The 23,090-nt window shown below is 64.7% G+C and carries 19 protein-coding genes; 9 read left to right on the top strand and 10 right to left on the bottom strand.

All coding sequences use genetic code 11. From position 1 onward, the window contains the following. Nucleotides 1-171: 171 nt before the first annotated feature. Entirely contained in the window at nt 172-2,355 is a 2,184-nt protein-coding gene (uvrD, locus tag NP552_RS15510; RefSeq protein ID WP_043861521.1) for a DNA helicase II, read from the bottom strand. 235 nt (nt 2,356-2,590) lie between these two features. Between uvrD and NP552_RS15505 the strand changes: the two genes are divergently transcribed. Beyond that, on the top strand, nt 2,591-5,461 hold the full coding sequence (locus NP552_RS15505; RefSeq protein ID WP_274096886.1) for an EAL domain-containing protein: 2,871 nt from the start codon (nt 2,591-2,593) through the stop codon (nt 5,459-5,461). Between the two features lie 61 nt (nt 5,462-5,522). Here NP552_RS15505 and NP552_RS15500 read toward each other — a convergent pair whose 3' ends face one another. Continuing rightward, nucleotides 5,523-5,840 (bottom strand): hypothetical protein, encoded by a 318-nt coding sequence (locus NP552_RS15500; RefSeq protein WP_054916453.1) that lies wholly within the window; start codon nt 5,838-5,840, stop codon nt 5,523-5,525. A gap of 84 nt (nt 5,841-5,924) precedes the next feature. After that, complete coding sequence (gene zwf / locus NP552_RS15495; protein ID WP_043861580.1) at nt 5,925-7,367, bottom strand: glucose-6-phosphate dehydrogenase; 1,443 nt, start codon at nt 7,365-7,367, stop codon at nt 5,925-5,927. A gap of 104 nt (nt 7,368-7,471) precedes the next feature. On the opposite strand from zwf, the gene hexR reads away from it, so the two are divergent. Continuing rightward, nucleotides 7,472-8,338: a transcriptional regulator HexR gene (gene hexR / locus NP552_RS15490; RefSeq protein ID WP_043861524.1), complete on the top strand. Its 867-nt coding sequence runs from the start codon at nt 7,472-7,474 to the stop codon at nt 8,336-8,338. Nucleotides 8,339-8,500: 162 nt separating this feature from the next. Next, the gene (locus tag NP552_RS15485) at nt 8,501-8,719 is read left to right on the top strand and encodes a PA3496 family putative envelope integrity protein (RefSeq protein WP_078481432.1); all 219 of its coding nucleotides are present in this window, start codon (nt 8,501-8,503) and stop codon (nt 8,717-8,719) included. Here the strand turns inward: NP552_RS15485 and NP552_RS15480 are convergent. After that, a complete protein-coding gene (locus NP552_RS15480; RefSeq protein ID WP_162484870.1) occupies nt 8,661-9,608 on the bottom strand; it encodes a LysR family transcriptional regulator in 948 nt (315 codons plus the stop codon). The two genes, NP552_RS15485 and NP552_RS15480, sit on opposite strands and share 59 nt — an antisense overlap. Before the next feature lie 205 nt (nt 9,609-9,813). On the opposite strand from NP552_RS15480, the gene NP552_RS15475 reads away from it, so the two are divergent. Together NP552_RS15475 and oadA are read left to right on the top strand one after the other, a co-directional pair. Further along, entirely contained in the window at nt 9,814-11,229 is a 1,416-nt protein-coding gene (locus NP552_RS15475) for an acetyl-CoA carboxylase biotin carboxylase subunit (protein WP_043861526.1), read from the top strand. Nucleotides 11,230-11,240: 11 nt separating this feature from the next. Then, on the top strand, nt 11,241-13,049 hold the full coding sequence (oadA, locus tag NP552_RS15470; RefSeq protein WP_043861527.1) for a sodium-extruding oxaloacetate decarboxylase subunit alpha: 1,809 nt from the start codon (nt 11,241-11,243) through the stop codon (nt 13,047-13,049). Nucleotides 13,050-13,143: 94 nt separating this feature from the next. On the opposite strand, the gene NP552_RS15465 is transcribed toward oadA, so the two are convergent. Together NP552_RS15465 and NP552_RS15460 are read right to left on the bottom strand one after the other, a co-directional pair. Next, nucleotides 13,144-13,818 (bottom strand): GNAT family N-acetyltransferase, encoded by a 675-nt coding sequence (locus tag NP552_RS15465; protein WP_054916454.1) that lies wholly within the window; start codon nt 13,816-13,818, stop codon nt 13,144-13,146. Nucleotides 13,819-13,832: 14 nt separating this feature from the next. Continuing rightward, entirely contained in the window at nt 13,833-14,279 is a 447-nt protein-coding gene (locus NP552_RS15460; protein WP_043861529.1) for a GNAT family N-acetyltransferase, read from the bottom strand. Between the two features lie 107 nt (nt 14,280-14,386). On the opposite strand from NP552_RS15460, the gene pdxR reads away from it, so the two are divergent. Next, on the top strand, nt 14,387-15,916 hold the full coding sequence (gene pdxR, locus NP552_RS15455) for a MocR-like pyridoxine biosynthesis transcription factor PdxR (protein ID WP_274096885.1): 1,530 nt from the start codon (nt 14,387-14,389) through the stop codon (nt 15,914-15,916). A gap of 2 nt (nt 15,917-15,918) precedes the next feature. Here pdxR and NP552_RS15450 read toward each other — a convergent pair whose 3' ends face one another. From NP552_RS15450 to NP552_RS15440, 3 genes are all read right to left on the bottom strand, one after another. After that, nucleotides 15,919-16,956 carry a histone deacetylase family protein gene (locus NP552_RS15450; RefSeq protein WP_054916456.1) on the bottom strand — a complete coding sequence of 346 codons (1,038 nt, stop codon included), beginning with the start codon at nt 16,954-16,956 and terminating at the stop codon, nt 15,919-15,921. A gap of 141 nt (nt 16,957-17,097) precedes the next feature. Further along, nucleotides 17,098-18,090 carry an AraC family transcriptional regulator gene (locus tag NP552_RS15445; RefSeq protein ID WP_043861531.1) on the bottom strand — a complete coding sequence of 331 codons (993 nt, stop codon included), beginning with the start codon at nt 18,088-18,090 and terminating at the stop codon, nt 17,098-17,100. Nucleotides 18,091-18,176: 86 nt separating this feature from the next. Then, nucleotides 18,177-19,163: an asparaginase gene (locus NP552_RS15440; protein ID WP_058541955.1), complete on the bottom strand. Its 987-nt coding sequence runs from the start codon at nt 19,161-19,163 to the stop codon at nt 18,177-18,179. Here NP552_RS15440 and NP552_RS15435 point away from each other — a divergent pair. Then, complete coding sequence (locus NP552_RS15435; RefSeq protein WP_274096884.1) at nt 19,162-19,743, top strand: hypothetical protein; 582 nt, start codon at nt 19,162-19,164, stop codon at nt 19,741-19,743. The genes NP552_RS15440 and NP552_RS15435 overlap by 2 nt on opposite strands. A 126-nt stretch (nt 19,744-19,869) precedes the next feature. Here NP552_RS15435 and aspA read toward each other — a convergent pair whose 3' ends face one another. Then, nucleotides 19,870-21,294, bottom strand: a complete 1,425-nt coding sequence (aspA, locus tag NP552_RS15430; protein WP_043861534.1) for an aspartate ammonia-lyase — start codon at nt 21,292-21,294, stop codon at nt 19,870-19,872. Nucleotides 21,295-21,472: 178 nt separating this feature from the next. On the opposite strand from aspA, the gene NP552_RS15425 reads away from it, so the two are divergent. Together NP552_RS15425 and purE are read left to right on the top strand one after the other, a co-directional pair. Next, nucleotides 21,473-22,378, top strand: a complete 906-nt coding sequence (locus NP552_RS15425) for a LysR substrate-binding domain-containing protein (protein ID WP_043861535.1) — start codon at nt 21,473-21,475, stop codon at nt 22,376-22,378. A gap of 212 nt (nt 22,379-22,590) precedes the next feature. Further along, nucleotides 22,591-23,082: a 5-(carboxyamino)imidazole ribonucleotide mutase gene (purE, locus tag NP552_RS15420; protein ID WP_054916459.1), complete on the top strand. Its 492-nt coding sequence runs from the start codon at nt 22,591-22,593 to the stop codon at nt 23,080-23,082. The last annotated feature ends 8 nt before the right edge of the window (nt 23,083-23,090 follow it).

Raw genomic sequence — 23,090 nt, 5'->3', positions numbered from 1 at the left:
GGAGTGCACGCGCGCCATGGTGCACAGGTTGTAGGACACATGACTAGCGCCATAATGTTTCTATCTTTTGCTTGGCGCTGTGGGATGTTTATCAAGTGCGTGTAGGAACTGGCCGACCTCTTCGCCGGCAAGGCCGGCTCCCACAGGGGACGGCCTTGCCGGCGGAGGGTGTTACAACGGCTCCAGCTTGGCGTAGCCAAGCATCAGCCACTTGCTGCCTTCGGCAAAGTTCACCTGCACCCGCGCCTGGGCACCGGCGCCCTCGAAATTGAGGATCACGCCCTCGCCAAACACCGCGTGCTGCACGCGCTGGCCGAGGTTGAAGGCGGTTTCGGGGATGTTCGCCGCACCGAACAGGCTGCTCGAATTCTGTTTCTGACCCGAGCCGAACGGCCGGCTGACGCTGTTGGACAAGCGCACTTCCTGCACCAGCCCCGCAGGGATCTCACGCACGAATCGCGACACCTTGTTGTAGGTTTCGCTGCCGTACAGGCGGCGGGTCTCGGCGTAGGTCATCACCAGCTGCTGCATGGCGCGGGTAATGCCCACATAGGCCAGGCGACGTTCCTCTTCCAGGCGGCCGGGCTCTTCCAGGCTCATCTTGTGCGGGAACAGGCCCTCTTCCATGCCCACCAGGAACACGTGGGGGAACTCCAGGCCCTTGGCGCTGTGCAGGGTCATCAGCTGGATGCTGTCTTCGTGTTCCTCGGCCTGGGCATCGCCGGCCTCGAGGGAGGCGTGGCCCAGGAACGCAGCCAGCGGCGACAGCTCGGCGTCTTCCTCGGCGCTTTCGAAGTTACGCGCGGCGCTGACCAGTTCTTCAAGGTTTTCTACCCGTGCCTGGCCCTTTTCACCCTTTTCTTCCTGGTGATAGACGATCAGCCCGGACTGCTCGATCACGGTCTGGGTCATCAGGTGCAACGGCATGTCCATGACCTTGGCCGAGAGGTTCTCGATCAGCTCGATGAACGCGGCCAGGGCGCTGGCGGCGCGGCCCTTGAGGCCCTTGTTGGCGATCAGCAGGCTCATCGACTCCCACATCGATACCTGGGCGTGACGGGCGTGTTCGCGAATCGCCTCCACGGTCTTTTCGCCGATGCCGCGCGGCGGCACGTTGATCACCCGCTCCAGCGCCGCGTCATTGCCACGCCCTTCAAGCAGGCGCAGGTAGGCCATGGCGTTCTTGATCTCGGCGCGTTCGAAGAAGCGCTGACCACCATAGATGCGGTACGGGATGCGCTCGCGCAGCAGGGCCTCCTCGAGCACCCGCGACTGGGCGTTGGAGCGGTACAGGATGGCGATGTCGCTGCGCGCCATGCCGGTCTTGAGCGCGCTCTCGATGGTCTCGACCACATAGCGCGCTTCGTCGTGTTCGTTGAAGGCGGCGTACAGGCTCAGCGGTTCGCCGTCGCCGCCGTCGGTCCACAGCTCCTTGCCCAGGCGATCACTGTTGTTGGCGATCAGGGCGTTGGCCGCCTTGAGGATGCCGGCGGTGGAGCGGTAGTTCTGCTCCAGGCGGATCATCTGGGTGTCGGGGAAGTCGGCACTGTACTGGTGGATGTTCTCGATCTTGGCGCCGCGCCAGCCATAGATGGACTGGTCGTCGTCGCCCACCACCATCAGGCTGTCACCGCCCTGGGCCAGCAGGCGCAACCAGGCGTACTGCACGGCGTTGGTGTCCTGGAACTCGTCCACCAGCAGGTGGCGGAAGCGCCGCTGGTAGTGCTGCAGCAGGCCCGGGTTGTCGCGCCACAGGTCCAGCGCGCGCAGCAGCAGTTCGGAGAAGTCGATCACGCCGGCGCGCTGGCAAGCTGCCTCGTAGGCCTCGTAGATGCTGCGCATGGTGCCCAGGAACAGGTCGCCGCTGGCCTGGATGTGCTGCGGGCGCAGCCCTTCGTCCTTCTGCCCGTTGATGAACCACTGCGCCTGGCGTACCGGCCAGCGCTGTTCGTCCAGGCCCAGCTCGCGGATCACCCGCTTGACCAGGCGTTGCTGGTCGTCGCTGTCGAGGATCTGGAAGTTCTGGTTCAGCCCCGCTTCCTGCCAGTGGGCACGCAACAGGCGGTGCGCCAGGCCGTGGAAGGTACCCACCCACATGCCGGCCGGGTTGATGCCCATCAACTGCTCGATGCGCTGGCGCATCTCGGCGGCGGCCTTGTTGGTGAAGGTCACCGACAGCACCGAATGGGGTGAGGCCTGCTCGACCTGGATCAACCAGGCGATACGGTGCACCAGCACTCGGGTCTTACCGGAGCCGGCACCGGCCAGAACCAACTGGCGACCAAGCGGGGCCGCTACGGCCTGGCGTTGGGCGTCGTTGAGGGAGTTCAACAGGAGGGAGAGGTCATCGCGCATCCCGCCATTTTAGGGGCGCAAGCGAGCCGGGGGCAAACCCATGGTGGAAAAAGATCGCCCAAGGCACCGCCCGCTCATCGGTCGCGCCCCTTGGCCCGCGTGCTTGAGGGCTCGGCACTGAAACCAGGTTCCATAATTGCCACGCACAATTTATGACCCAGAGCAGTTTGGCCCAGGCGCCTGCTTGTGTATGCTCCGTGCTCGTTCGAGGCTCACCATTACAAGAACATTGCCTATGACCTTCGCATCTGCCTCCGTCAGCGTGCCGCTGGAAGCGCGCCGCGGTATTCGCAAACAGTTCGCCACGCAACTGGCCGTCGAGCGTACCCGTCTGTTGTACCAGGGCTCGTTGCTGCCCACCCTGTTCATGCTGCTCAACGGCCTGGTGTGTGCCTGGCTGCTGTGGAGCCCGCAGCGCTACCTGCTGGTCAGTGTGTGGATCGTCTGGTTGATGGCGCTGGTAGCGCTGCGGGTCATTCAGGTGGCGGCCTTCGACGCGGCGATGCCCGATCGACAGGTGCAACCGACCTGGTGGCGCATGTTCCTGCTCGGTTCGGCCTTCAGCGGCCTGACCCTGGCCAGCGCGGCGATTGCCCTGGTGCCTGTGGATAACTTCGTGCAACAGGCCTGGGTCTTCGGCTTGCTGGGGGCCGCGACCCTGTCGGCGAGTGTGGCCTACGCGGTCAGCCTGCCGGCGTTCCTGAGTTTCACCTTGCCGTGCCTGCTGCCGCCGATCGCGTTCCTGTTCTGGCGCGGTGATGAGCAGCAGCAGGGCTGGGGCTGGCTTGGGCTGATCCTGCTCGGCGCGTTGATGGTGGTGGCCTGGCAGGTCAATCGGCTGATCGAGGGGGGCCTGTTGCGCCGCTTTCAGAACCAGGCGCTGATCGAGCACCTGCAGGCCGCGCAGGCGCGCAGCGAGCGGCTCAACAAGGCCCTGGCGACCGAGGTCGAGCAGCGTCGGCTGATCGAGGAGCAACTGCGTCAGGCCCAGGCCGGGCTGGAATCGAGGGTGGCGCAACGCAGCCAGGAGCTGGACCGCGCCAACCAGGCCCTGAGCAAGAGCGAGCAGCGCCTGGCCCTGGCGCTGGAAGCCAGTGAGCTGGGGCTGTGGGACTGGAATCTGGAAACCGACGAGGTGCATCACACCCAATTGCACGAGCTGTTCGGCCTGAACCCGGAGCAGGTGCGGGCGGTGCAGGCGCACCTCAAGCCGCGCCTGCACCCGGATGACGTGCCGGCGCTCAAGCGCGCCCTGGTCGACCACCTCAAGGGGCGCACCGACGATTACCGTATCGAGTACCGCTTCCGCCACGCCCAGGGCCACTGGTGCTGGATCGAGGACCGCGGCCGCGCGGTGGAGCGCGATGCCGCCGGGCGGGTGGTGCGCATGCTCGGCACCCGGCGCGACGTGAGCGCGCGCAAGGCCCAGCAGGAACAGCAACGCCTGGCCGCAACCGTATTCGAGGCGGCCAGCGAAGGCATCGCGATCATGGGGCCGGACTATGCCGTACTGGCCGCCAACCAGGCGTTCTGCCACATGACCGGCTACGTGCGCGAAGAACTGCTGGGGCGCAATGCGCTGGAGCTGCCATGCAGCCGCGACGCGCGCCGGCACTACGGTGCCATCGACCAGGCCCTGGCGCAGCAGGGGCGCTGGGAAGGCGAGCTGGTTGAGGCGCGCAAGAGCGGGGAACTCTACCCGCAGTGGCTGCAACTGACCGGCGTGACGGATGCGCGTGGCCAGGTCGGCACCATCGTGGGTTTCTTCACCGACCTGTCGGCACGCCGCGAGTCCGAAGAGCGCCTGCGGTACCTGGCGCACTACGACGAACTGACCGGCCTGGCCAACCGCGCGTTGTTCCGCCTGCGTCTGCATGAAGCCGGCCAGCGCCTACGTGGCAGCGGTCGCAGCCTGGCGCTGCTGCACATCGACCTGGACCGCTTCAAGCTGCTCAACGACAGCCTGGGCCACGAACTGGCCGACCGGCTGCTCAAGACCATGGCCCAGCGCATCGGCAACGCAGTGCCCGAGGCCGATACCGTGGCGCGTCTGTCCGGTGACGAGTTCGTGGTGCTGTTCGACGGCTATTCACACCTGTCCAGCCTGGTGCGGGTGGCGACGCGCCTGCTGGACAAGCTGCGCGTGCCGCTGCGTGTCGACGGGCACGAGCTGGTGATCAGCGCTTCAGTGGGGGTCAGTCTGCTACCCGATGCCAGCCTGGATGTCAGCACCCTGGTGAGCCAGGCCAACATGGCCATGCAGCACGCCAAGCACCTCGGCGGCGACGGGTTCCAGTTCTACACCGAGAGCCTGCAGGCCAGCACCCTGGAGCGCCTGCAACTGGAGAACCAGCTGCGCAAGGCCATCGAAGAGCGCCAGCTGGAGGTCTATTACCAGCCCAAACTGTGCCTGACCAGCGGCCGCCTGCAGGCTGCCGAGGCCCTGGTGCGCTGGCATCACCCGCAGGTGGGCATGGTGCCACCGGGCGACTTCATCGGCCTGGCCGAAGAGACCGGGCTGATCGCGCCGATGGGCGAGTTCGTGTTGCGCCAGGCGTGCTGGCAGGCCTGTCAATGGCAACGGCAGGGGCTGGCGCCGATTCGCGTGTCGGTGAACCTGTCGGTGTATCAGTTGCGCCAGGGCAAGCTGGTCAGCCTGGTGCGTCAGGTGCTGGAAGACAGCGGCCTGGCACCGCACCTGCTGGAGCTGGAGCTGACCGAAAGCCAGTTGCTCGACAGCGTGGAGCACATCATCGCGACCTTTCATCAGTTGCATGAACTGGGGGTCAAGCTGGCCATCGACGATTTCGGCACCGGCTATTCGTCGCTCAGCTACCTCAAGCGTTTTCCGGTGAATTACGTGAAGATCGACCAGACCTTCATCCGTGGCCTGCACGAAGGCAGCGAGGACGCCGCGATCACCCGTGCGATCATTGTCATGGCCCACAGCCTGGGCCTGCAGGTAGTGGCCGAAGGGGTGGAAACCCAGGAGCAGCTGGCGTTTCTGCGCGAGCAGGGCTGCGATGAGGTGCAGGGCTACCTGATCAGCCGGCCGGTGGAGGCCGACAGCCTCGCCGCCTTGCTGCGTGAAGATCGGCGCTGGTAGCCCTACGGCCAGGGCCCCGATCAACGGGGCCCTGGCGTTGTAACAAGTCGCAGCCTGCCGGTCAGTGAGTGACCAGGATCTCCTCCAGGCTCACCAGCAGCTTGCCGTCGTGGAAAATATCCACTTTCGGGATGTTGCTGTGGTCGCCGTCCATTTCGAAACAGACCGCACGTTCGGTGATCACCTGGGCAGCCAGGGCGTCCACGTTCTCCAGCTTCAGTTCCAGCGCCAGGGCGTGCGATTTGTCCTGGATGGCGCGTTTCACCAGCACCGGCACGATGGCCGAGGTGGCGACTTCCACGGTGCCATACACTCGAAACCTGGCGTTGCCCGGCATCTTGTCGTTCTGCGCGATCCAGCCTTTTGCTTTCAGGGACATTCCTTTGTACTCCATTCGATGGTGGGTGGGATGTTGCGTGCCCACTATCGAACAGCGCGGCTGCACCCGGCAGCCGGAAAGCTTTCAACCGTGCCAGGCGCGTCCCTGGTGAGCCAGCAGGCTGTGGGCCTGGTCCGGGCCATTGGAGCCGGCCGGGTAAGGGCGGGGGGCCTGGAAGTGCTCCTGCCAGCCAGTCAGGATCGGGTCGATCCAGGCCCATGCGGCCTCCACTTCGTCGCGGCGCATGAACAGGGTCGAGTCGCCGTCCAGAACATCCAGCAGCAGTCGTTCGTAGGCGTCCCAGCGACGTGCCTGGCCGAACACCTGGGCCAGGTTCAGGTTCAGTTCCACCGGCTCCAGGCGCATGCCCTTGCCCGGTGCCTTGGTCATCATCTGCAGGCTGATGCGCTCGTCGGGCTGCAGCTGGATCAGCAACTGGTTGGCCTGGTCGCCGTCGAACAGGCGATGGGGCACCGGCTTGAACTGGATGACGATCTGCGAGGAGCGTTTGGCCATGCGCTTGCCGGTACGCAGGTAGAAGGGCACGCCGGCCCAGCGCCAGTTGTTGATGTGGGCTTCGACGGCGACGAAGGTTTCGGTGTCGCTGTCGTTGTCCACGTCCTTCTCGAAGTAGTAGGCCGGAACCTCCTGCCCGCCGATCTTGCCGGCGCTGTACTGGCCGCGCACGGTCTTGTCCTGCACGTCCTGCCCGGTGATGGGTTTGAGGGCCTTGAGGATCTTGACCTTTTCATCGCGCACCGCCTCGGCCTCGAACTGCGCTGGTGGCTCCATGGCTACCAGGCAGAGCAGTTGCAGCAGGTGGTTCTGCAGCATGTCGCGGGTGGCGCCGGCACGGTCGTAGTAGCCGCCGCGGTTTTCCACGCCGAGGGTTTCGCACACGCTGATCTGCACGTGGTCCACCTGGTTGGTGCGCCACACCGGTTCCAGCAGCGCGTTGGCGAAGCGCAATGCCATGAGGTTCTGCACCGTCTCCTTGCCCAGGTAGTGGTCGATGCGAAACACCTGGGATTCGGCGAATACCGCGCCGATGGCGCTGTTGATCGTGGTGGCGGACTCCAGCGAGTGGCCGATGGGTTTTTCCAGCACGATACGCGCTTCGCTGTCGACCAGCCCGGCCACCTGCAGGTGGGTGGCGATGGGCACGAACAGGTTGGGTGCGGTGGCCAGGTAGTAGACCCGCGTCAGCCCGCCGGGCTCGCCCAGAAAGCGGGCGAGGCGGCCGAAATCGGCGCTCTGCATGGCGTCCATGGAGAAGTAGTCCAGGCGCGTGGAAAAGCGGTGCCACACCTCGTCGCTGAAGTCCTGGGGCGCGATCTGGGCGCGGCAGCGGCGTTCGACCAGCTTGAGAAATTCAATCCGTGGCAAGGGCCGGCGGGCCAGGGCGATGATCCGCACGGCGTTGTGCAGACGGCCTTCGCGAAACAGGTGGTAGAGCGCTGGAAGCAGTTTGTTCAGGGCCAGGTCGCCGGTGCCGCCGAACACCAGAATGTCGCACGGGATAGTCAATGCCACCACTCTCCAAGATCGTTTAGCTGGGCGGGTCGCCGGTCATGTAGTATAACTACAAGAAAGCTACAACCCGGTCAGCCGATCATAACCGAGTCCTGCCCTTGAATCTGTTGCAACACATCGCCCAGTCGCGCCATCTGCTACGCAAATCGGAACTGAAGGTTGCCGATCACGTATTGCTCGATCCAGCGGCTGTCATGCATAGCTCCATGGCTGATCTGGCGCACAGCGTCGGGATCAGCGAGCCGACCATCGTGCGTTTCTGCCGGGCGATCGGTTGCACCGGTTTCCAGGACCTCAAGCTCAAGCTGGCGCAAAGCCTGGCGGCGGGTGCGAGCTTCGGTCAGTTCGCGATTCATGAAGACGATTCGGTAGCCGACTACAGCCTGAAGATCTTCGACACCACCCTGCACACCCTGATGGAAGTGCGCGAGCACCTCGATGCCCAGGCATTGCAGCGCGCCGTGACGGCCATGGCCCAGGCGCAGCGCGTGGAATTCTACGGGTTTGGTGCATCGGGTGCGGTGGCTGCCGATGCCCAGCACAAGTTCTTCCGCCTGTTGCTGACGGCAGCGGCGTATTCCGACCCGCACATGCAGGCGATGTCGGCGGTCACCCTCAAGCCGGGTGACGTGGCGATCTGCATTTCCCAGTCAGGGCGTTCCAAGGACCTGCTGATCACTGCCAACCTGGTGCGTGAAAGCGGTGCGACGCTGATCACCCTGTGCCCGAGCCAGACCCCGCTGGCCGAACTGTCCACGGTCAACCTGGCCATCGACGTGCATGAAGACACCGAAATCTACACCCCGCTGACCTCACGTATCGCCCACCTGGTGGTGATCGACGTGCTGGCCATGGGCGTTGCCATGGCGCGCGGGCCGAGCCTGGTCAACCACCTCAAGAGCGTCAAGCGCAGCTTGCGCAGCCTGCGCCTGTCGCCCAAGTCGATCAAGGCGATGGACGACTGATCGTCTTGCACCGCCCGAGCTGACACCTTCGCTGGCTTGCCAGCGAAGGGCAGCACCGCATACCACGCCTGATTGTTCATGCTTTTGTAACCCTCCCGCCGCCAAACCGTAACCCCGCCCGGGCACGCTGAAACTCCCCGCAATCGACCAGGGAGACACGCAATGGCTCGTGAATTCGATGGCTCGCACCAACCTACCGCCAAGTCCCGCAAGCAGCAGGAAAAGGATCAGCGCCGCATGGAGTTTCGCCGCGCGATCGAAAGCTATTCCGAGCAGCGCCAATTGCTGCAGGACATCGCCGACTACCCCGAACTGCACGCTGTCAGCGTATGGCAGGTGTCAGCGGCAACGTCCCCGAGAAACGCTCAACAAGCGCGCTGATCTGCGCACGTTCGCTGCGGATGAACGCAACAAAGGCCAGGGCCACCGGCGACTGCCGCTTGGCCTTGGCCTGCACCACGCACCAGCTGCGATACAGCGGCAGCTCCTCTACCGGCAGCTCGCGCAGCACCCCGGTGGCCAGTTCCATGTTCAGTGCATGCCGGGTCAAAAGGGCGATGCCAAGGCCTGCGATCACGCATTCGCGCTGGGCGTCGGCCGACGCTACTTCCAGGGTCTGGGTGAAGTGCACGCGCTTTTCCTTGAAGTACTCCTCGCACGCCTTGCGCGTGCCCGAACCCTGTTCGCGCACCAGCAGCGTATGCGGCTCCAGGTCCTGCAGGCGCAGGCTGTCGAGCGTGCACAGCGGGTGATCGGGCGGGGCCACGGCCACGATCGGGTTGTTCAGGAAGGGCAAAAACTCCAGGCCCATGTCCTGCGGCACCATCGACATGATGATCAGGTCGTCGCGGTTGTCCGACAGGCGCCGGATGGCCTGGGCGCGGTTGACCACGGTGAGGGTCAGGTTGACCTCCGGGTGCAGGCGCTTGAAGGCGGCGAACAGGTGCGGCACGAAGTACTTGGCGCTCGATTCCACCGCCAGCTTGAGCTGGCCCTGCAGCGAGCCCTGCATGTCCGACAGCTGCATGTCGAGGCTCTCCAGGCGTCCGAAGATGTCCCGGCTGGCGCGCTGCAGCGCCTCGGCGGCCTCGGTGAGGTAGAGCTTCTTGCCGACGTACTCGAACAGCGGCTGGCCTACCAGTTCTTCGAGCTGGCGGATCTGTAGACTAACGGCGGGTTGCGTCAGCGACATCTCCTCGGCGGCCCGGCTGTAGGAACGCAAATCACACACTTCATTGAAGATCTGCAATTGACGCAATGTCATACGCATCAATGACTTACGCATATTTTCCGTCGCCTCGGCAAAACCCTGTTACGGCACTATAAGCAATTGCTAATGCTGCCCCTAACAAATATTGATTTTTGTTTATTCACGTTCGGCGCTAGGGTGATTATACGACTGGCCAGCGACGTCTGGTCACGCGCCGACCGGTACTGCCGGTTCGTTTGTTACCAACGGCTTTGGGAAGACTCCAGTGATAAAAAAAATCCTGATCGCCAACCGGGGTGAAATCGCAGTACGCATCGTGCGTGCCTGCGCCGAGATGGGCATTCGCTCGGTGGCGATCTATTCCGACGCCGACCGTCACGCCCTGCACGTAAAGCGTGCGGACGAGGCCCATAGCATCGGTGCCGAACCCCTGGCCGGTTACCTCAACCCGCGCAAGCTGGTGAACCTGGCAGTGGAAACCGGCTGCGATGCGTTGCACCCGGGCTATGGTTTTCTGTCGGAGAACGCGGAGCTGGCGGACATCTGCGCCGAACGCGGGATCAAGTTCATCGGCCCGGCCGCCGAAGTCATTCGCCGCATGGGCGACAAGACCGAGGCGCGGCGCAGCATGATCAAGGCCGGCGTACCGGTCACCCCGGGCACCGAAGGCAACGTGGCCGACATCCACGAAGCCCTGGAAGAGGGCGACCGCATCGGTTACCCGGTTATGCTCAAGGCCACTTCCGGCGGCGGCGGGCGCGGCATTCGTCGCTGCAACAGCCGCGAAGAACTCGAGCAGGCCTTTCCGCGGGTGATTTCCGAAGCCACCAAGGCATTCGGTTCGGCCGAGGTGTTCCTGGAAAAATGCATCGTCAACCCCAAGCACATCGAGGCGCAGATCCTGGGTGACAGCTTCGGCAACGTGGTGCACCTGTTCGAGCGCGACTGCTCGATCCAGCGCCGCAACCAGAAGCTCATCGAGATCGCCCCCAGCCCGCAGCTGACCCCCGAACAGCGCGCCTACATCGGCGACCTGTCGGTGCGCGCGGCCAAGGCCGTGGGCTACGAGAATGCCGGTACCGTGGAGTTCCTGCTCGCCGATGGCGAGGTGTACTTCATGGAAATGAACACCCGGGTGCAGGTGGAGCACACCATCACCGAGGAAATCACCGGTATCGACATCGTTCGCGAACAGATCCGCATCGCCTCGGGCCTGCCGCTGTCGGTCAAGCAGGAAGACATCCAGCACCGCGGCTTCGCGCTGCAGTTCCGGATCAATGCAGAAGACCCGAAAAACAACTTTCTGCCCAGCTTCGGCAAGATCACCCGCTACTACGCCCCCGGCGGCCCGGGCGTACGCACCGACACGGCGATCTACACCGGCTACACCATCCCGCCGTTCTACGACTCGATGTGCCTGAAGCTGGTGGTCTGGGCGCTGACCTGGGAAGAAGCCATGGACCGCGGCCTGCGGGCCCTGGACGACATGCGCCTGCAGGGGGTCAAGACCACCGCCGCGTACTACCAGGAAATCCTGCGCAACCCGGAATTCCGTAGCGGCCAGTTCAACACCAGCTTCGTTGAAAGCCACCCCGAACTGACCAACTACTCGATCAAGCGCAAACCCGAAGAGCTGGCCCTGGCCATCGCCGCCGCCATCGCCGCCCACGCAGGCCTGTGAGGAACCCTACAATGTCCAAGAAAATTTTCGTAACCGACACGATCCTGCGCGACGCCCACCAATCGTTGCTGGCCACCCGCATGCGCACCGACGACATGCTGCCGATCTGCGACAAGCTCGACAAGGTGGGCTACTGGTCGCTGGAAGTGTGGGGCGGCGCGACCTTCGACGCCTGCGTGCGCTTCCTCAAGGAAGACCCGTGGGAGCGCCTGCGCAAGCTGCGCGCAGCACTGCCCAACACCCGTCTGCAGATGCTGCTGCGCGGCCAGAACCTGCTTGGCTACCGGCACTACAGCGATGACGTGGTCAAGGCCTTCGTGGCCAAGGCAGCAGTCAACGGCATCGATGTGTTCCGCATCTTCGACGCCATGAACGACGTGCGAAACCTGCGCGTGGCCATCGAGGCGGTGAAGGCGGCGGGCAAGCATGCCCAGGGCACCATCGCCTACACCACCAGCCCGGTGCACACCATCGAGGCGTTCGTGGCCCAGGCCAAGCAGATGGAAGCCATGGGCTGCGACTCCATCGCGATCAAGGACATGGCCGGCCTGCTGACCCCCTACGCCACAGGCGAGCTGGTTAAGGCACTCAAGGCCGAGCAGTCGCTGCCGGTGTTCATCCACAGCCACGACACGGCCGGCCTGGCCGCGATGTGCCAGCTCAAGGCCATCGAGAACGGTGCCGACCATATCGACACCGCCATCTCCAGCTTCGCCTGGGGCACCAGCCATCCGGGCACCGAATCGATGGTTGCAGCGCTCAAGGGCAGCGAGTTCGATACCGGCCTGGACCTGCAACTGCTGCAGGAGATCGGCCTGTACTTCTATGCCGTGCGCAAGAAGTACCACCAGTTCGAAAGCGAGTTCACCGCCGTGGATACCCGCGTGCAGGTCAACCAGGTACCGGGCGGGATGATTTCCAACCTGGCCAACCAGCTCAAGGAGCAGGGTGCGCTCAACCGCATGAACGAAGTGCTGGCCGAGATCCCGCGGGTGCGTGAAGACCTCGGCTTCCCGCCGCTGGTCACGCCCACCTCGCAGATCGTCGGTACCCAGGCGTTCTTCAACGTGCTGGCCGGCGAGCGCTACAAGACCATCACCAACGAGGTGAAGCTGTACCTGCAGGGCGGCTACGGCAAGGCACCGGGGGTAGTCGACGAGAAGCTGCGTCGCCAGGCCATCGGCAGCGAAGACGTCATCGACGTGCGCCCCGCCGACCTGCTCAAGCCCGAGATGACCAAGCTGCGTGCCGACATCGGCAGCCTGGCCAAGTCCGAAGAAGACGTGCTGACCTTCGCCATGTTCCCGGACATCGGGCGCAAGTTCCTTGAAGAGCGTGAAGCCGGCAGCCTGACCCCTGAAGTGCTGCTGCCGATTCCGGAAGCCGGCGCGGTGGCCTCGGCCGGTGGCGAAGGCGTACCAACCGAGTTCGTGATCGACGTGCACGGCGAGACCTACCGCGTGGATATCACCGGTGTGGGCGTCAAGGCCGAAGGCAAGCGCCACTTCTACCTGTCCATCGACGGCATGCCGGAAGAGGTGGTGTTCGAGCCGCTCAACGAGTTCGTCGGCGGTGGCAGCAGCAAGCGCAAGCAGGCCAGCGAGCCGGGCCATGTGAGCACCACCATGCCGGGCAACATCGTCGATGTGCTGGTCAAGCAGGGGGACACGGTCAAGGCCGGCCAGGCGGTGCTGATCACCGAAGCGATGAAGATGGAAACCGAGGTGCAATCGGCCATCGCCGGCAAGGTTGCAGCCATACACGTGGCCAAGGGCGACCGGGTCAACCCGGGCGAGATCCTGATCGAGATCGAAGGCTGACTCAGGCCTTCATCTGCAAGCGGTTAACCTCTGGGGAGCGAATTGCTCCCCTTTTTTTATCTTCTGTTGGATACGCCCGCTTCGGGTACCCGCCTCACGCACCCGTACGGCACGCTTCCAGCGTCTTGAGCTGACCCTCTGGGCGCTGGTTGTCCTCGCTCAGCCAGCGTTCGAAACCAGCGGCAATGGCCGGCCATTCGTCATCGGTGATGGAGTACCAGGCCGTGTCGCGGTTGTGGTCCTTGGTCACCATGTGCTTGCGAAACACCCCTTCGAAGGTGAACCCGAAACGCTCGGCCGCGCGCTTGGAGCGGGCATTGTCGTTGTTGCACTTCCATTCCAGGCGCCGGTTGCCCAGGGCGAAGGCCTGCTTGCCCAGCAGGTAGATGGCCTCGGTGCCCTTGGGCGTGCGCTGCATGGCCGCGCCGAAGGCAATGTGGCCGATCTCGATACGGCCCTGCTCGGGCACGATCGACATCAGGCTGAGGATACCCTGGGTCTGCCCGCTGGCCAGGTCGATCACGCTGTAGAACAGCGGGTCGCTGCTGGCGGCGTTGCTGTCTAGCCAGTGGTCGAAGTCTTCGCGCTCGGTGAATGGTCCGTAGGCCAGGTACTTCCACAGTGTCTGGTCGGCCTCGGGGCCCTGGAACACCGCCCACAGGTGCTCGCGGTCGCGGCGCGGGTCGAGTTTTTCCAGGCGGATGAAGCGCCCGACCAGCGGGACAGGCTGCGGGGCCTTGGCCGGCCGCCAGTTCAACGGTGTGCTCATGGTGGCTTCTCCGATTACAGGGCTTTGCGGAACTGGATGAAACCCGGCCGTTCGGCCACCTGTTCATACAGCGAAATACCGGTGGCGTTGGTTTCATGGGTCAGCCAGTGCACCTTGGTGCAGCCGGCCTGGCGCGCCGTGTCGTACACCAGCTCGATCAGCTGGCGGCCCACGCCCTTGCCGCGCTGGTTGGCGTCGACATACAGATCCTGCAGGTAGCAGGCGTTTTCCACCGTCCAGTTGGAGCGGTGGTAGATCCAGTGCACCATGCCCACCGCCTTGCCATCGACCCAGGCCAGCGCAGCGTTGGTCGGCTCGCTGGTGTCGAGCATGCGCTGCCAGGTCACGGCACTGACCGCCTCATCGATGCGGGTCTCATAGAAACGCTGGTAGGCCTGCCACAGCGGCAGCCAGGCGGCGTGGTCATCGGCGGTCACGGGGCGCAGGGTCACGGTAGACATCGAAGGATCCTTGTGTGCAATACAGGGGTTGGCGAATGGCCCCATCCTAGGCAGGCTATTGGCTTATGGTAAGAGCCATTTCCGGCTTATTTGGCAGGTCCAATTTCATGAGCGAACGTAGCGTTGCCTTGCCCTTCGACCCCACCGGCATCGTGCTGGACCGTCGTCAGGGGCTCAGTCGCCAGTTGTACCAGGCGCTGCGCCAGCGCGTGCTGGACGGGCGCCTGGGTAGCGGCACGCGTCTTCCCGCCTCCCGCGACATGGCCGCAGCGCTGGCCGTCTCACGTAACAGCGTAGTTCGTGCCTACGACCAGCTGTATGCCGAAGGCTATATCGAAAGCCGGGTGGGCGATGGTACCTACGTCAGTCAGCTGCCAAAACTATCCACAAAACTGTCCACAGGGTTATCCCTGGGTTTTTCCACAGGGTTATCCACAAAAACGGGTGATTGCACTGAGGATTTATCCAGTAAAGTTATCCACACGGACGTGCTGGAGCGCCTGGAAAACAATCATTTATCCGTGCATGAGCCTCGTGCGCCGCGGGCTTTTCAGGTTGGCATACCGGCCTTCGATCTGTTCCCCTTCGAGGTGTGGGCCAAGCTGCAGGCGGGTTTCTGGCGAAATCCCGACCCGGCGTCACTCGGTTACGGCGACCCGGCCGGAGAACCGCTGCTGCGCGAGCTGATTGCCACCTACCTGCGTCGCTCCCGTGGGTTGTCCTGCGTGGCTGAACAAATTGTGATCACCAGTGGTGCGCAGCAGGCAATCAGCCTTTGTGCACAGCTGCTGCTGGCGCCCGGTGACGGTGTGGCTGTGGAAAACCCCGGCTATCGTGCGGCGGGCAAAGCCTTCGCCATGGCGGGCGCGAAGGTGCATGGCGTGGGGGTGGATCACGACGGGTTGCAGTGCGCTGCCCTGGCCCAGTTGCCCAACTGTCGCCTGAGCTACGTTACCCCCGCGCATCAGTACCCCACCGGCGTCACCCTGAGCCTGGCGCGGCGCCTGGAACTGCTGGCCTGGGCCGAGCGCAACGACAGCTGGATCATCGAGGACGACTACGACGGCGAGTACCGCTACAGCGGCGCGCCGCTGGCCCCGCTGGCAGCCCTGGACCGCAGCGGACGGGTGCTGTATGTCGGCACCTTCGGCAAGGTGGCCTTCCCGGCGCTGCGTCTGGGTTACCTTGTGCTGCCGGCCCGGCTGGTGGAGGCATTCTCGCGCTTTCGGGCGTTGGCGGTGCGCCATTCCGAGGTCGGCACACAGGCGGTGATGGCGCAGTTCATGGCCAAAGGGCACTTCCAGCGTCATATCCGGCGCATGCGCCGCGCGGCGTTGAGCCGGCGCAATGCGCTACTGGCCGGCTGGCCGAAGGCTGTGGCGGGGCTGGGAGCCTTGCCGGAGGTGGCGGCGGGCCTGCACCTGAAGATCGACGTGCACAGCCAGGCGCGCGAACGGGAACTGATCGCCCGTGCCGCAGCGGTGGGTGTCGAACTCAATGCGCTGAGTGATTACTGGTTGCCCGACACGCCGCTGTCTGTGGATAAGCGTGCCGGACTGGTGCTGGGGTTCGCGGCCGTGAACGAGGCCGCGATTGCCCAGGCCCTGGCACGCCTTGCACGTGCCTGGGCCGACTGAGCCTAGCCTTGACGGGCGCGCTCGAAGCCCTCGAGCACGTTGACCGCGTTGACGCCGATCTCGGCCACGGCATAGCCACCTTCCATGATGAACAGGGTCGGCTTGCCCAACTGCGCGATGCGCTCGCCCATGGCCAGGTAGTCGGGGCTGTCGAGCTTGAATTGCGAGATCGGGTCGTCCTTGAAGGTGTCCACGCCCAGCGAGATCACCAGCACTTCGGGGTCATACGCGCCGATGCGTTCGCAGGCTTCGTCCAGCGCGCCGCGCCAGGTGGCCCAGTCGCTGCCTGCCGGCAGCGGGTAGTTGAAGTTGCAGCCCAGCCCGTCGCCTTCGCCGTGCTCGTCGGCATAGCCGAGGAAGAACGGGAATTCGGCTTGCGGGTCGCCATGGATCGAGGCGAACAGCACGTCGTTGCGCGTGTAGAAGATCTGCTGGGTACCGTTGCCGTGGTGGTAGTCCACATCCAGGATCGCCACGCGCTGGCGACCGTGGTCGATGAAGGCCTGGGCGGCGATCGCGGCGTTGTTCAGATAGCAGTAGCCCCCCATCACGTCGCTGGCGGCATGATGCCCCGGTGGCCGGCACAGGGCGAAGGCGCTGTGGGCACCGGCCTGCACCGCCGCCTGTGCGGTCAGGGCAACCTGCGCCGAGCTGTAGGCGGCCTGCCAGGTGCCGGCGGTGATCGGTGCACCGGCGTCGAAGCTGTAATAGCCCAGCTCGCCATGCAGGCCGCTGGGTTTGACCTGGCGCAGGCTGCGCGCCGGCCAGGTGAACGGCAGCAGGTCGCCATCATGGCCCAGTGCGCTCCAGCGCTGCCAGGCGCCCTGGAAGAAATCCAGGTAGTCGGCGCTGTGCACGCGCAGCAGCGGTGCGCGGCCAAAATCGGTAGGGCCTTCGACGGGCCCCAGGCCCTGGGCCTTGACCCGCTCGAGCACATGGTCGGCACGCGAGGGCATTTCGAAGCAGGGCATCAACTGCCCGTCGATCAGCTCGCAGCGGCCGTGGTGCAGGCGATGGTCATCGGAATAGATCGTCAGCATTTTTTGTTCTCCGGGTTTACTGGCGTGGCCCCATTGTCGAGAGGTACGCCCACCGGCAGAACGGCGCAAACGGCCAAAAGGGGATCGATATGGCCAACACGGTTGTCCGCATTTCGCCCCCTCGCGGTGCATGCGCGTGTTTCAGGCGCGAAAATGGCTCGGTGCCACGCCGCTCCAACGCAGGAAGGCGTGTCGGAAGCTGGCCGGCTCGCTGAAGCCCAGCACCTCGGCGATGCGGTAGATCGGTAGCTCGTCCTCGGCCAGCAACTGCTTGGCCCGTTCGAAGCGCAGCTCATCGAGCAACTGTTGATAACTACTGCCCAGCTCGTGCAGGTGGCGACGCAGGGTGCGTGATGAACAGCTCATCTGCCGCGCCAGGCCCTCGAGGCCTGGTGGTGCCTCCAACTGCTGCTGCAGCAGCTGGCGAATGCGCCCGAGCCAGGCCTGGCGCCCGGTGAATTCCAGGTTCTGCCGGCGGCAGCGTTCGCTCATCGCACGGTGGGTGATCGGGTCGGCCAGGGGCAGGGCCCGGGCCAGCCAGTGGCGTTCGAAGGCAAAGGCATTGTCGCTGGCGCCGAACTGCAGCGGGCAGTCGAAAGGCGCGCTGTAGAGCGCCTGGTAATCCGGGGCAGGGTGAGCGAAACGCGCGCCCAGCAAGGGCAGCGGCTGGCCGAGCAGGTCGTTGCAGATGACCTTGAGCGACGTCAGGCAGAACTCGGCATTGAACGCCGCAAGCTCCGGGGCCTGGCCGTAGTCGCTGGCGCTGAACCAGACCCGCTCGCCGTCCTCGATCAGGCGCAGCTGGAAAAGTGTTCCCAGCAGCGCGGGGTACTGCAGGGCCAGGTGCAGGGCGTCACCCAGGGTGGCACCGGAAAGCAGGGCGTAACCGAGCATGCCGTAGGATGAAACGTGCATGCGCTGGCCCAGCTCCAGCCCGACCTCCCGGCGCATGGCCACGGCGTTGGCGCACACGCGCAGTTCCTGGTGCGTGGTGATGCGCCAGTCGGCGCGGCCCAGGTCGGCCGGGGTGATGCCGGTGCCTTCGAGCAGCCGCTGGGCGGCACGGTCTTCGTCCTTGAAGGCCTGCAGCATCAGGGAAACCGCGTTCAGGGTGGTGAGGTGGGAGTGGAGCATGCTCGGCATCCGGCTGAGGGGCTTGGGGTTGAGTGAGCAATTTGTATGCCCTTCAGGGCCTGTTCGCTGGCAAGCCAGCGAAGGGCTCAACGTAACTCGCCAGCCAGGTCCAGCCCAACCAGCCGTCGCACCTCGTCAACCGGCAACTGGCTACCGAGCAATGCCTGCAATTTGCCGAACGCCGCCTCCCGGGTCATTCCGCCACCCGACAGCACACCGGCCTCGCGCAGGCGGCTGCCGGCTGCGTACACCTCCAGTTCGACCCCGCCTTCATGGCACTGGGTGATCGCCACCACCACGATGTCACGCGCGCGGGCCTGTTCCAGCACGGCCACGAACGCATCGTCATCACACGGCCCGGTGCCGCTGCCGTAGCATTCCAGCACCAGCCCCTGGACCCCGCTGTCGAGTGTGGCCTGCAACAGCGCGGCGTCGAGGCCTGGCACCAGCGGCAACACTGCAACCTTGGCCACCTGCAGCGGCGCGCGATAAGCCAGTGCTGCCGGTACAGGCGCCTGCGCCGCACCGCCCGAGCGCTGCAAGGTCGCGAACGGGTTCCGGCCGAAGCTGCGCACCTTGGCGGTGCGGTTTGGTGCCAGCAGCTGACCGTGGAAATACAGCTGAACACCCGGCGACGTACCCTGGCTCAGCACCTGCAGCGCCCCCGTGAGGTTCTCCCACGCATCGCTGTCCGGCGTACCGGCCGGCAGCATCGAGCCGGTGAACAGCACCGGCACCGTCAGCCCGAGCAACTGGAAGCTCATGGCGGCGGCGCTGTAGGCCAGGGTGTCGGTGCCATGCAGCACCAGCACGCCATCGCAGCCCTGGCCATCCACCGCTTCGATGATCGCGGCGCGCAGGCGCTGCCAGTAGCAGGGCGTCATGTTGGCGCTGTCGATCAGCGGCAGCAGTTCGCGGAACTGCCAGGCTGCCAGGCCCGGTTGCCCGGCCAGTTGCTCACGCATGCGCTGCTCGAAGCCCGACGCCGGGGCCAGGCCGCCGGCGCTGGCCTGCATGCCGATGGTGCCACCGGTGTACAGCACCATGATGTTGTGGGCAGGGGCCGGGGTCATGGCCTGTCTCCGTGCTCGACTGAAGGAAAGCCGACCACCTTACGCCATCCCCCGGCGCGCTGTCAGCGGCCGGGCCGCCCGAGTTCGCGATGGGCAGCGTGACGGCCAGCGGTTACCATCGCGCCTGCTTCAGGACGAAGGTGCCAAGGACGTGTCGACGAACAAGTACAAATCCGCGCAAGAGCGCCTGTGCGCCGCGGTGGACCTCAATTGCCCGGCATGCGGCCACGTCTGGTTGCCGAGCGAGGGCGAGCTGGAAACGCTCATGGGCGGGCAGCCGCTCACCTGTGCAAAGTGTGCGCAGGCACTGGTGTTGCCCGAGGCGGATCACCGGGCCATGAAGCGCCACCTCAGCCGTTCCAACTGGGCAGACCTGATCAGCGGGCTGGGCGTGGTGCTGTGCTTTATCGGGGTGCTCACGGTGCGCCATTACACGGGCGATCTGACCGCCTTCATGGTGGCGCTCTGCCTGGCGTTCGTGTGGTGGTTCATGAAGGAGATCGTCAGCGATTCGACCTTCCTGAATGTGCTGCTGCTGCCCTCGTCGGCAGAAGCAGCCGACACTACCCGTTCCCTTTAGGCGCCGGCATTGCTGGCGAAGGTCGCACCGCAGGCAAAAAAAAGGGCCCGGAGACAAAGTCCCTGGGCCCTCAAAAGGTGAGAGGTGTCTAGTCCCTCAACCTGGTGAGCGGTAGTACGGCGTCGGTTACGCTTTGAGCGGTACCAGACGCGGTGCAATCATGTTTTCCGGACGCAGGATGTCGTTGAGCATCGCTTCGTCCAGCAGGCCTTCCTCACGCACCAGTTCCAGTACGCCGCGGCCGCTTTCCAGCGCGATACGGGCAATACGGGTGGCGTTTTCGTAGCCGATGTACGGGTTCAGGGCGGTGACCAGGCCGATCGAGTGTTCGACCAGTTCACGGCAGCGCTGTTCGTTGGCGGTGATGCCGACGATGCAGTGCTCGCGCAGCATGTCCATGGCGCGTTGCAGCAGACGGATCGAGTCGAAGATCTTGTAGGCGATCAGCGGCTCCATCACGTTCAACTGCAGCTGGCCGCCTTCGGCCGCGATGGTCAGCGCGATGTCGTTGCCGATGATGGCGAAGGCCACCTGGTTGACCGCTTCCGGGATAACCGGGTTGACCTTGCCGGGCATGATCGAGCTGCCTGGCTGACGCGCCGGCAGGTTGATCTCGTTGATGCCGGTGCGCGGGCCGCTGGACAGCAGGCGCAGGTCGTTGCAGATCTTCGACAGCTTGACTGCAGTGCGCTTGAGCATGCCGGAGAACAGCACGAAGGCGCCCATGTCGGAGGTGGCTTCGATCAGGTCGGCAGCCGGTACCAGCGGCTGGCCGCTGATCAGCGCCAGACGCTGTACGGCCAGGGCCTGGTAGCCCGGGTCGGCGTTGATGCCGGTACCGATCGCGGTACCGCCCAGGTTGACTTCGGTCAGCACTTCCGGCGCCAGGGTGCGCAGGCGGTTGAGGTCTTCGGTCAGGGTGGTGGCGAAGGCACGGAATTCCTGGCCCAGGGTCATCGGCACGGCGTCCTGCAGCTGGGTACGGCCCATCTTCAGTACGTGGCTGAACTCTTCACCCTTGGCAGCGAAGGCCTGGATCAGGCTGTCGAGGCTGGCCAGCAGCGCATCGTGACCCAGCAGCAGGCCCAGACGGATGGCGGTCGGGTAGGCGTCGTTGGTCGACTGCGCCATGTTCACGTCGTTGTTCGGGTGCAGGTACTGGTACTCGCCCTTCTGGTGACCCATCGCTTCCAGCGCGATGTTGGCGATCACTTCGTTGGCGTTCATGTTGGTGGAGGTACCGGCACCGCCTTGAATCATGTCGACCACGAACTGCTCGTGGAAGTCACCGCGGATCAGGCGGGCACAGGCCTCGCTGATGGCGGCGTGCTTGGCATCGCTCAGGTGACCCAGCTCGCGGTTGGCGTCGGCAGCTGCCTGTTTGACCATGGCCAGGCCGACAACCATTTTCGGGTAGTGCGACAGCGGCACGCCAGAGAGGTGGAAGTTGTTGGCAGCACGCAGGGTCTGGATACCGTAGTAGGCATCAGCAGGGACTTCGAGGGTGCCAAGCAGGTCTTTTTCGACACGGAACGATGCAGCAGCGGACATGATAGAGATCATCTCGAGTTAGGCCCGGCACATGCCGGAATGGCGCCAATCCTAGGCCTGCACGGATTTTGCGGCCAATGCTGTTGCACGCTAACCTATGCACAAACGGCATAACGTTCCATGTGACGCCAATTGACATTCGAGCGTGTACCATTTTGGTGCATGCCTGGAGAGCCCGATGAACCTCGAAAGCAAATGGCTGGAAGATTTCAGCGCCCTGGCCGCCACCCGCAGCTTTTCCCAGGCGGCGGAGCGTCGCTTCGTGACCCAGCCGGCGTTCAGCCGGCGCATTCGCAGCCTGGAGGCTGCGTTGGGGCTGACCCTGGTCAACCGCTCGCGCACGCCGATCGAGTTGACCGCTGCCGGCCAACTGTTCCTGGTGACGGCGCGCACGGTGGTCGACCAGCTGGGCGAGGTGCTGCGCCACTTGCATCACCTGGAAGGCGGGCAGGGCGAGGTGATCCAGGTGGCGGCGGCGCACTCGCTGGCGCTGGGCTTCTTTCCGCGCTGGATCGCGCAGTTGCGCAACGACGGTCTGAACATCGCCACGCGGCTGGTGGCGACCAACGTCGGCGATGCGGTGCACGCCCTGCGCGAAGGTGGCTGCGACCTGATGCTGGCGTTCTACGACCCGGATGCGGCCCTGCAGATGGACGCCGAGATCTTCCCCTCGCTGCACCTGGGGCACACCGAGATGCTGCCGGTGTGTGCAGCGGATGCCGACGGCAAGCCGCTGTTCGACCTGGAAAACGACGCCAGCGTGCCCTTGCTGGCCTACAGCGCCGGAGCGTTTCTGGGGCGTTCGGTGAATCTGCTGCTGCGCCAGCGCAACCTGCGCTTTACCACCATCTACGAAACCGCCATGGCCGACAGCCTCAAGAGCATGGCCCTGGAAGGCCTGGGTATTGCCTGGGTGCCGCGCCTGTCGGCCCGCGCCGAGCTTGAACGTGGCGAGCTGGTGATCTGTGGCGGTGCGCAATGGCACGTGCCGCTGGAGATCCGCCTGTACCGCTGCGCGCTGGTGCGCAAGGCCAACGTGCGCCTGCTGTGGCGCAAGCTCGAAGGCGGGCCGGCGACGGCTTGACTCCAGAGTCAGCCCGAAGCCCTGAAAAAGCCCGAAAAATAAGGCTTACAGTTGGTCGCCGGGGTGCATCAAACACACGGCTTTACGATATACTGCGCGGCCTTCGGTCGGTACACCCGGCCCTAATTCGCATAACAAGCCACGCCGGTCGTCCCTGCGTGGCTTGTTGTTTTTTGACGCGCCTGAAGGCGCCCAAGAGAAGAGGCTCGACGATGAGTGCACTGGTTGGCGTGATCATGGGCTCCAAGTCCGATTGGTCCACCCTTAGCCACACCGCCGATATGCTGGAAAAACTCGGCATTCCCTACGAAGTGAAGGTGGTTTCCGCCCACCGCACGCCGGACCTGCTGTTCCAGTACGCCGAAGAGGCCGAAGGCCGTGGCATCGAGGTGATCATCGCCGGTGCCGGTGGCGCTGCCCACCTGCCAGGCATGTGCGCCGCCAAGACCCACCTGCCGGTGCTGGGTGTGCCGGTGCAGTCGGCCATGCTCTCGGGCGTCGATTCGCTGCTGTCGATCGTGCAGATGCCGGCTGGCATCCCGGTTGCCACCCTGGCCATCGGCAAGGCCGGCGCGATCAACGCCGCGCTGCTCTCGGCGAGCATCCTGGGCGCCAAGCACCCGCAGTTCCATACCGTTCTGAAACAGTTCCGCGCTGAGCAGACAGACAACGTTCTGGACAATCCAGACCCGCGCCAGGCCTGAGGTCACAC

The sequence above is a fragment of the Pseudomonas sp. 8209 genome (genome assembly GCF_028682105.1).
Lineage (GTDB): Bacteria > Pseudomonadota > Gammaproteobacteria > Pseudomonadales > Pseudomonadaceae > Aquipseudomonas > Aquipseudomonas palmensis.
The sequence above is the reverse complement of the archived record's forward strand: the minus strand, read 5'-3'. Positions and strand labels throughout refer to the sequence as shown.

What these genes read in the sequence shown, in the direction of transcription:
- NP552_RS15445 (WP_043861531.1), bottom strand. Translation starts at nt 18,090, where the DNA reads ATGCTCCACTCCCACCTCACCACCCTGAACGCGGTTTCCCTGATGCTG.
- NP552_RS15500 (WP_054916453.1), bottom strand. Translation starts at nt 5,840, where the DNA reads ATGTCCCTGAAAGCAAAAGGCTGGATCGCGCAGAACGACAAGATGCCG.
- aspA (WP_043861534.1), bottom strand. Translation starts at nt 21,294, where the DNA reads ATGTCCGCTGCTGCATCGTTCCGTGTCGAAAAAGACCTGCTTGGCACC.
- NP552_RS15465 (WP_054916454.1), bottom strand. Translation starts at nt 13,818, where the DNA reads ATGAGCACACCGTTGAACTGGCGGCCGGCCAAGGCCCCGCAGCCTGTC.
- NP552_RS15425 (WP_043861535.1), top strand. Translation starts at nt 21,473, where the DNA reads ATGAACCTCGAAAGCAAATGGCTGGAAGATTTCAGCGCCCTGGCCGCC.
- NP552_RS15485 (WP_078481432.1), top strand. Translation starts at nt 8,501, where the DNA reads ATGGCTCGTGAATTCGATGGCTCGCACCAACCTACCGCCAAGTCCCGC.
- NP552_RS15460 (WP_043861529.1), bottom strand. Translation starts at nt 14,279, where the DNA reads ATGTCTACCGTGACCCTGCGCCCCGTGACCGCCGATGACCACGCCGCC.
- NP552_RS15505 (WP_274096886.1), top strand. Translation starts at nt 2,591, where the DNA reads ATGACCTTCGCATCTGCCTCCGTCAGCGTGCCGCTGGAAGCGCGCCGC.
- NP552_RS15450 (WP_054916456.1), bottom strand. Translation starts at nt 16,956, where the DNA reads ATGCTGACGATCTATTCCGATGACCATCGCCTGCACCACGGCCGCTGC.
- NP552_RS15440 (WP_058541955.1), bottom strand. Translation starts at nt 19,163, where the DNA reads ATGACCCCGGCCCCTGCCCACAACATCATGGTGCTGTACACCGGTGGC.
- NP552_RS15480 (WP_162484870.1), bottom strand. Translation starts at nt 9,608, where the DNA reads ATGCGTATGACATTGCGTCAATTGCAGATCTTCAATGAAGTGTGTGAT.
- oadA (WP_043861527.1), top strand. Translation starts at nt 11,241, where the DNA reads ATGTCCAAGAAAATTTTCGTAACCGACACGATCCTGCGCGACGCCCAC.
- NP552_RS15435 (WP_274096884.1), top strand. Translation starts at nt 19,162, where the DNA reads ATGGCCTGTCTCCGTGCTCGACTGAAGGAAAGCCGACCACCTTACGCC.
- uvrD (WP_043861521.1), bottom strand. Translation starts at nt 2,355, where the DNA reads ATGCGCGATGACCTCTCCCTCCTGTTGAACTCCCTCAACGACGCCCAA.
- pdxR (WP_274096885.1), top strand. Translation starts at nt 14,387, where the DNA reads ATGAGCGAACGTAGCGTTGCCTTGCCCTTCGACCCCACCGGCATCGTG.
- purE (WP_054916459.1), top strand. Translation starts at nt 22,591, where the DNA reads ATGAGTGCACTGGTTGGCGTGATCATGGGCTCCAAGTCCGATTGGTCC.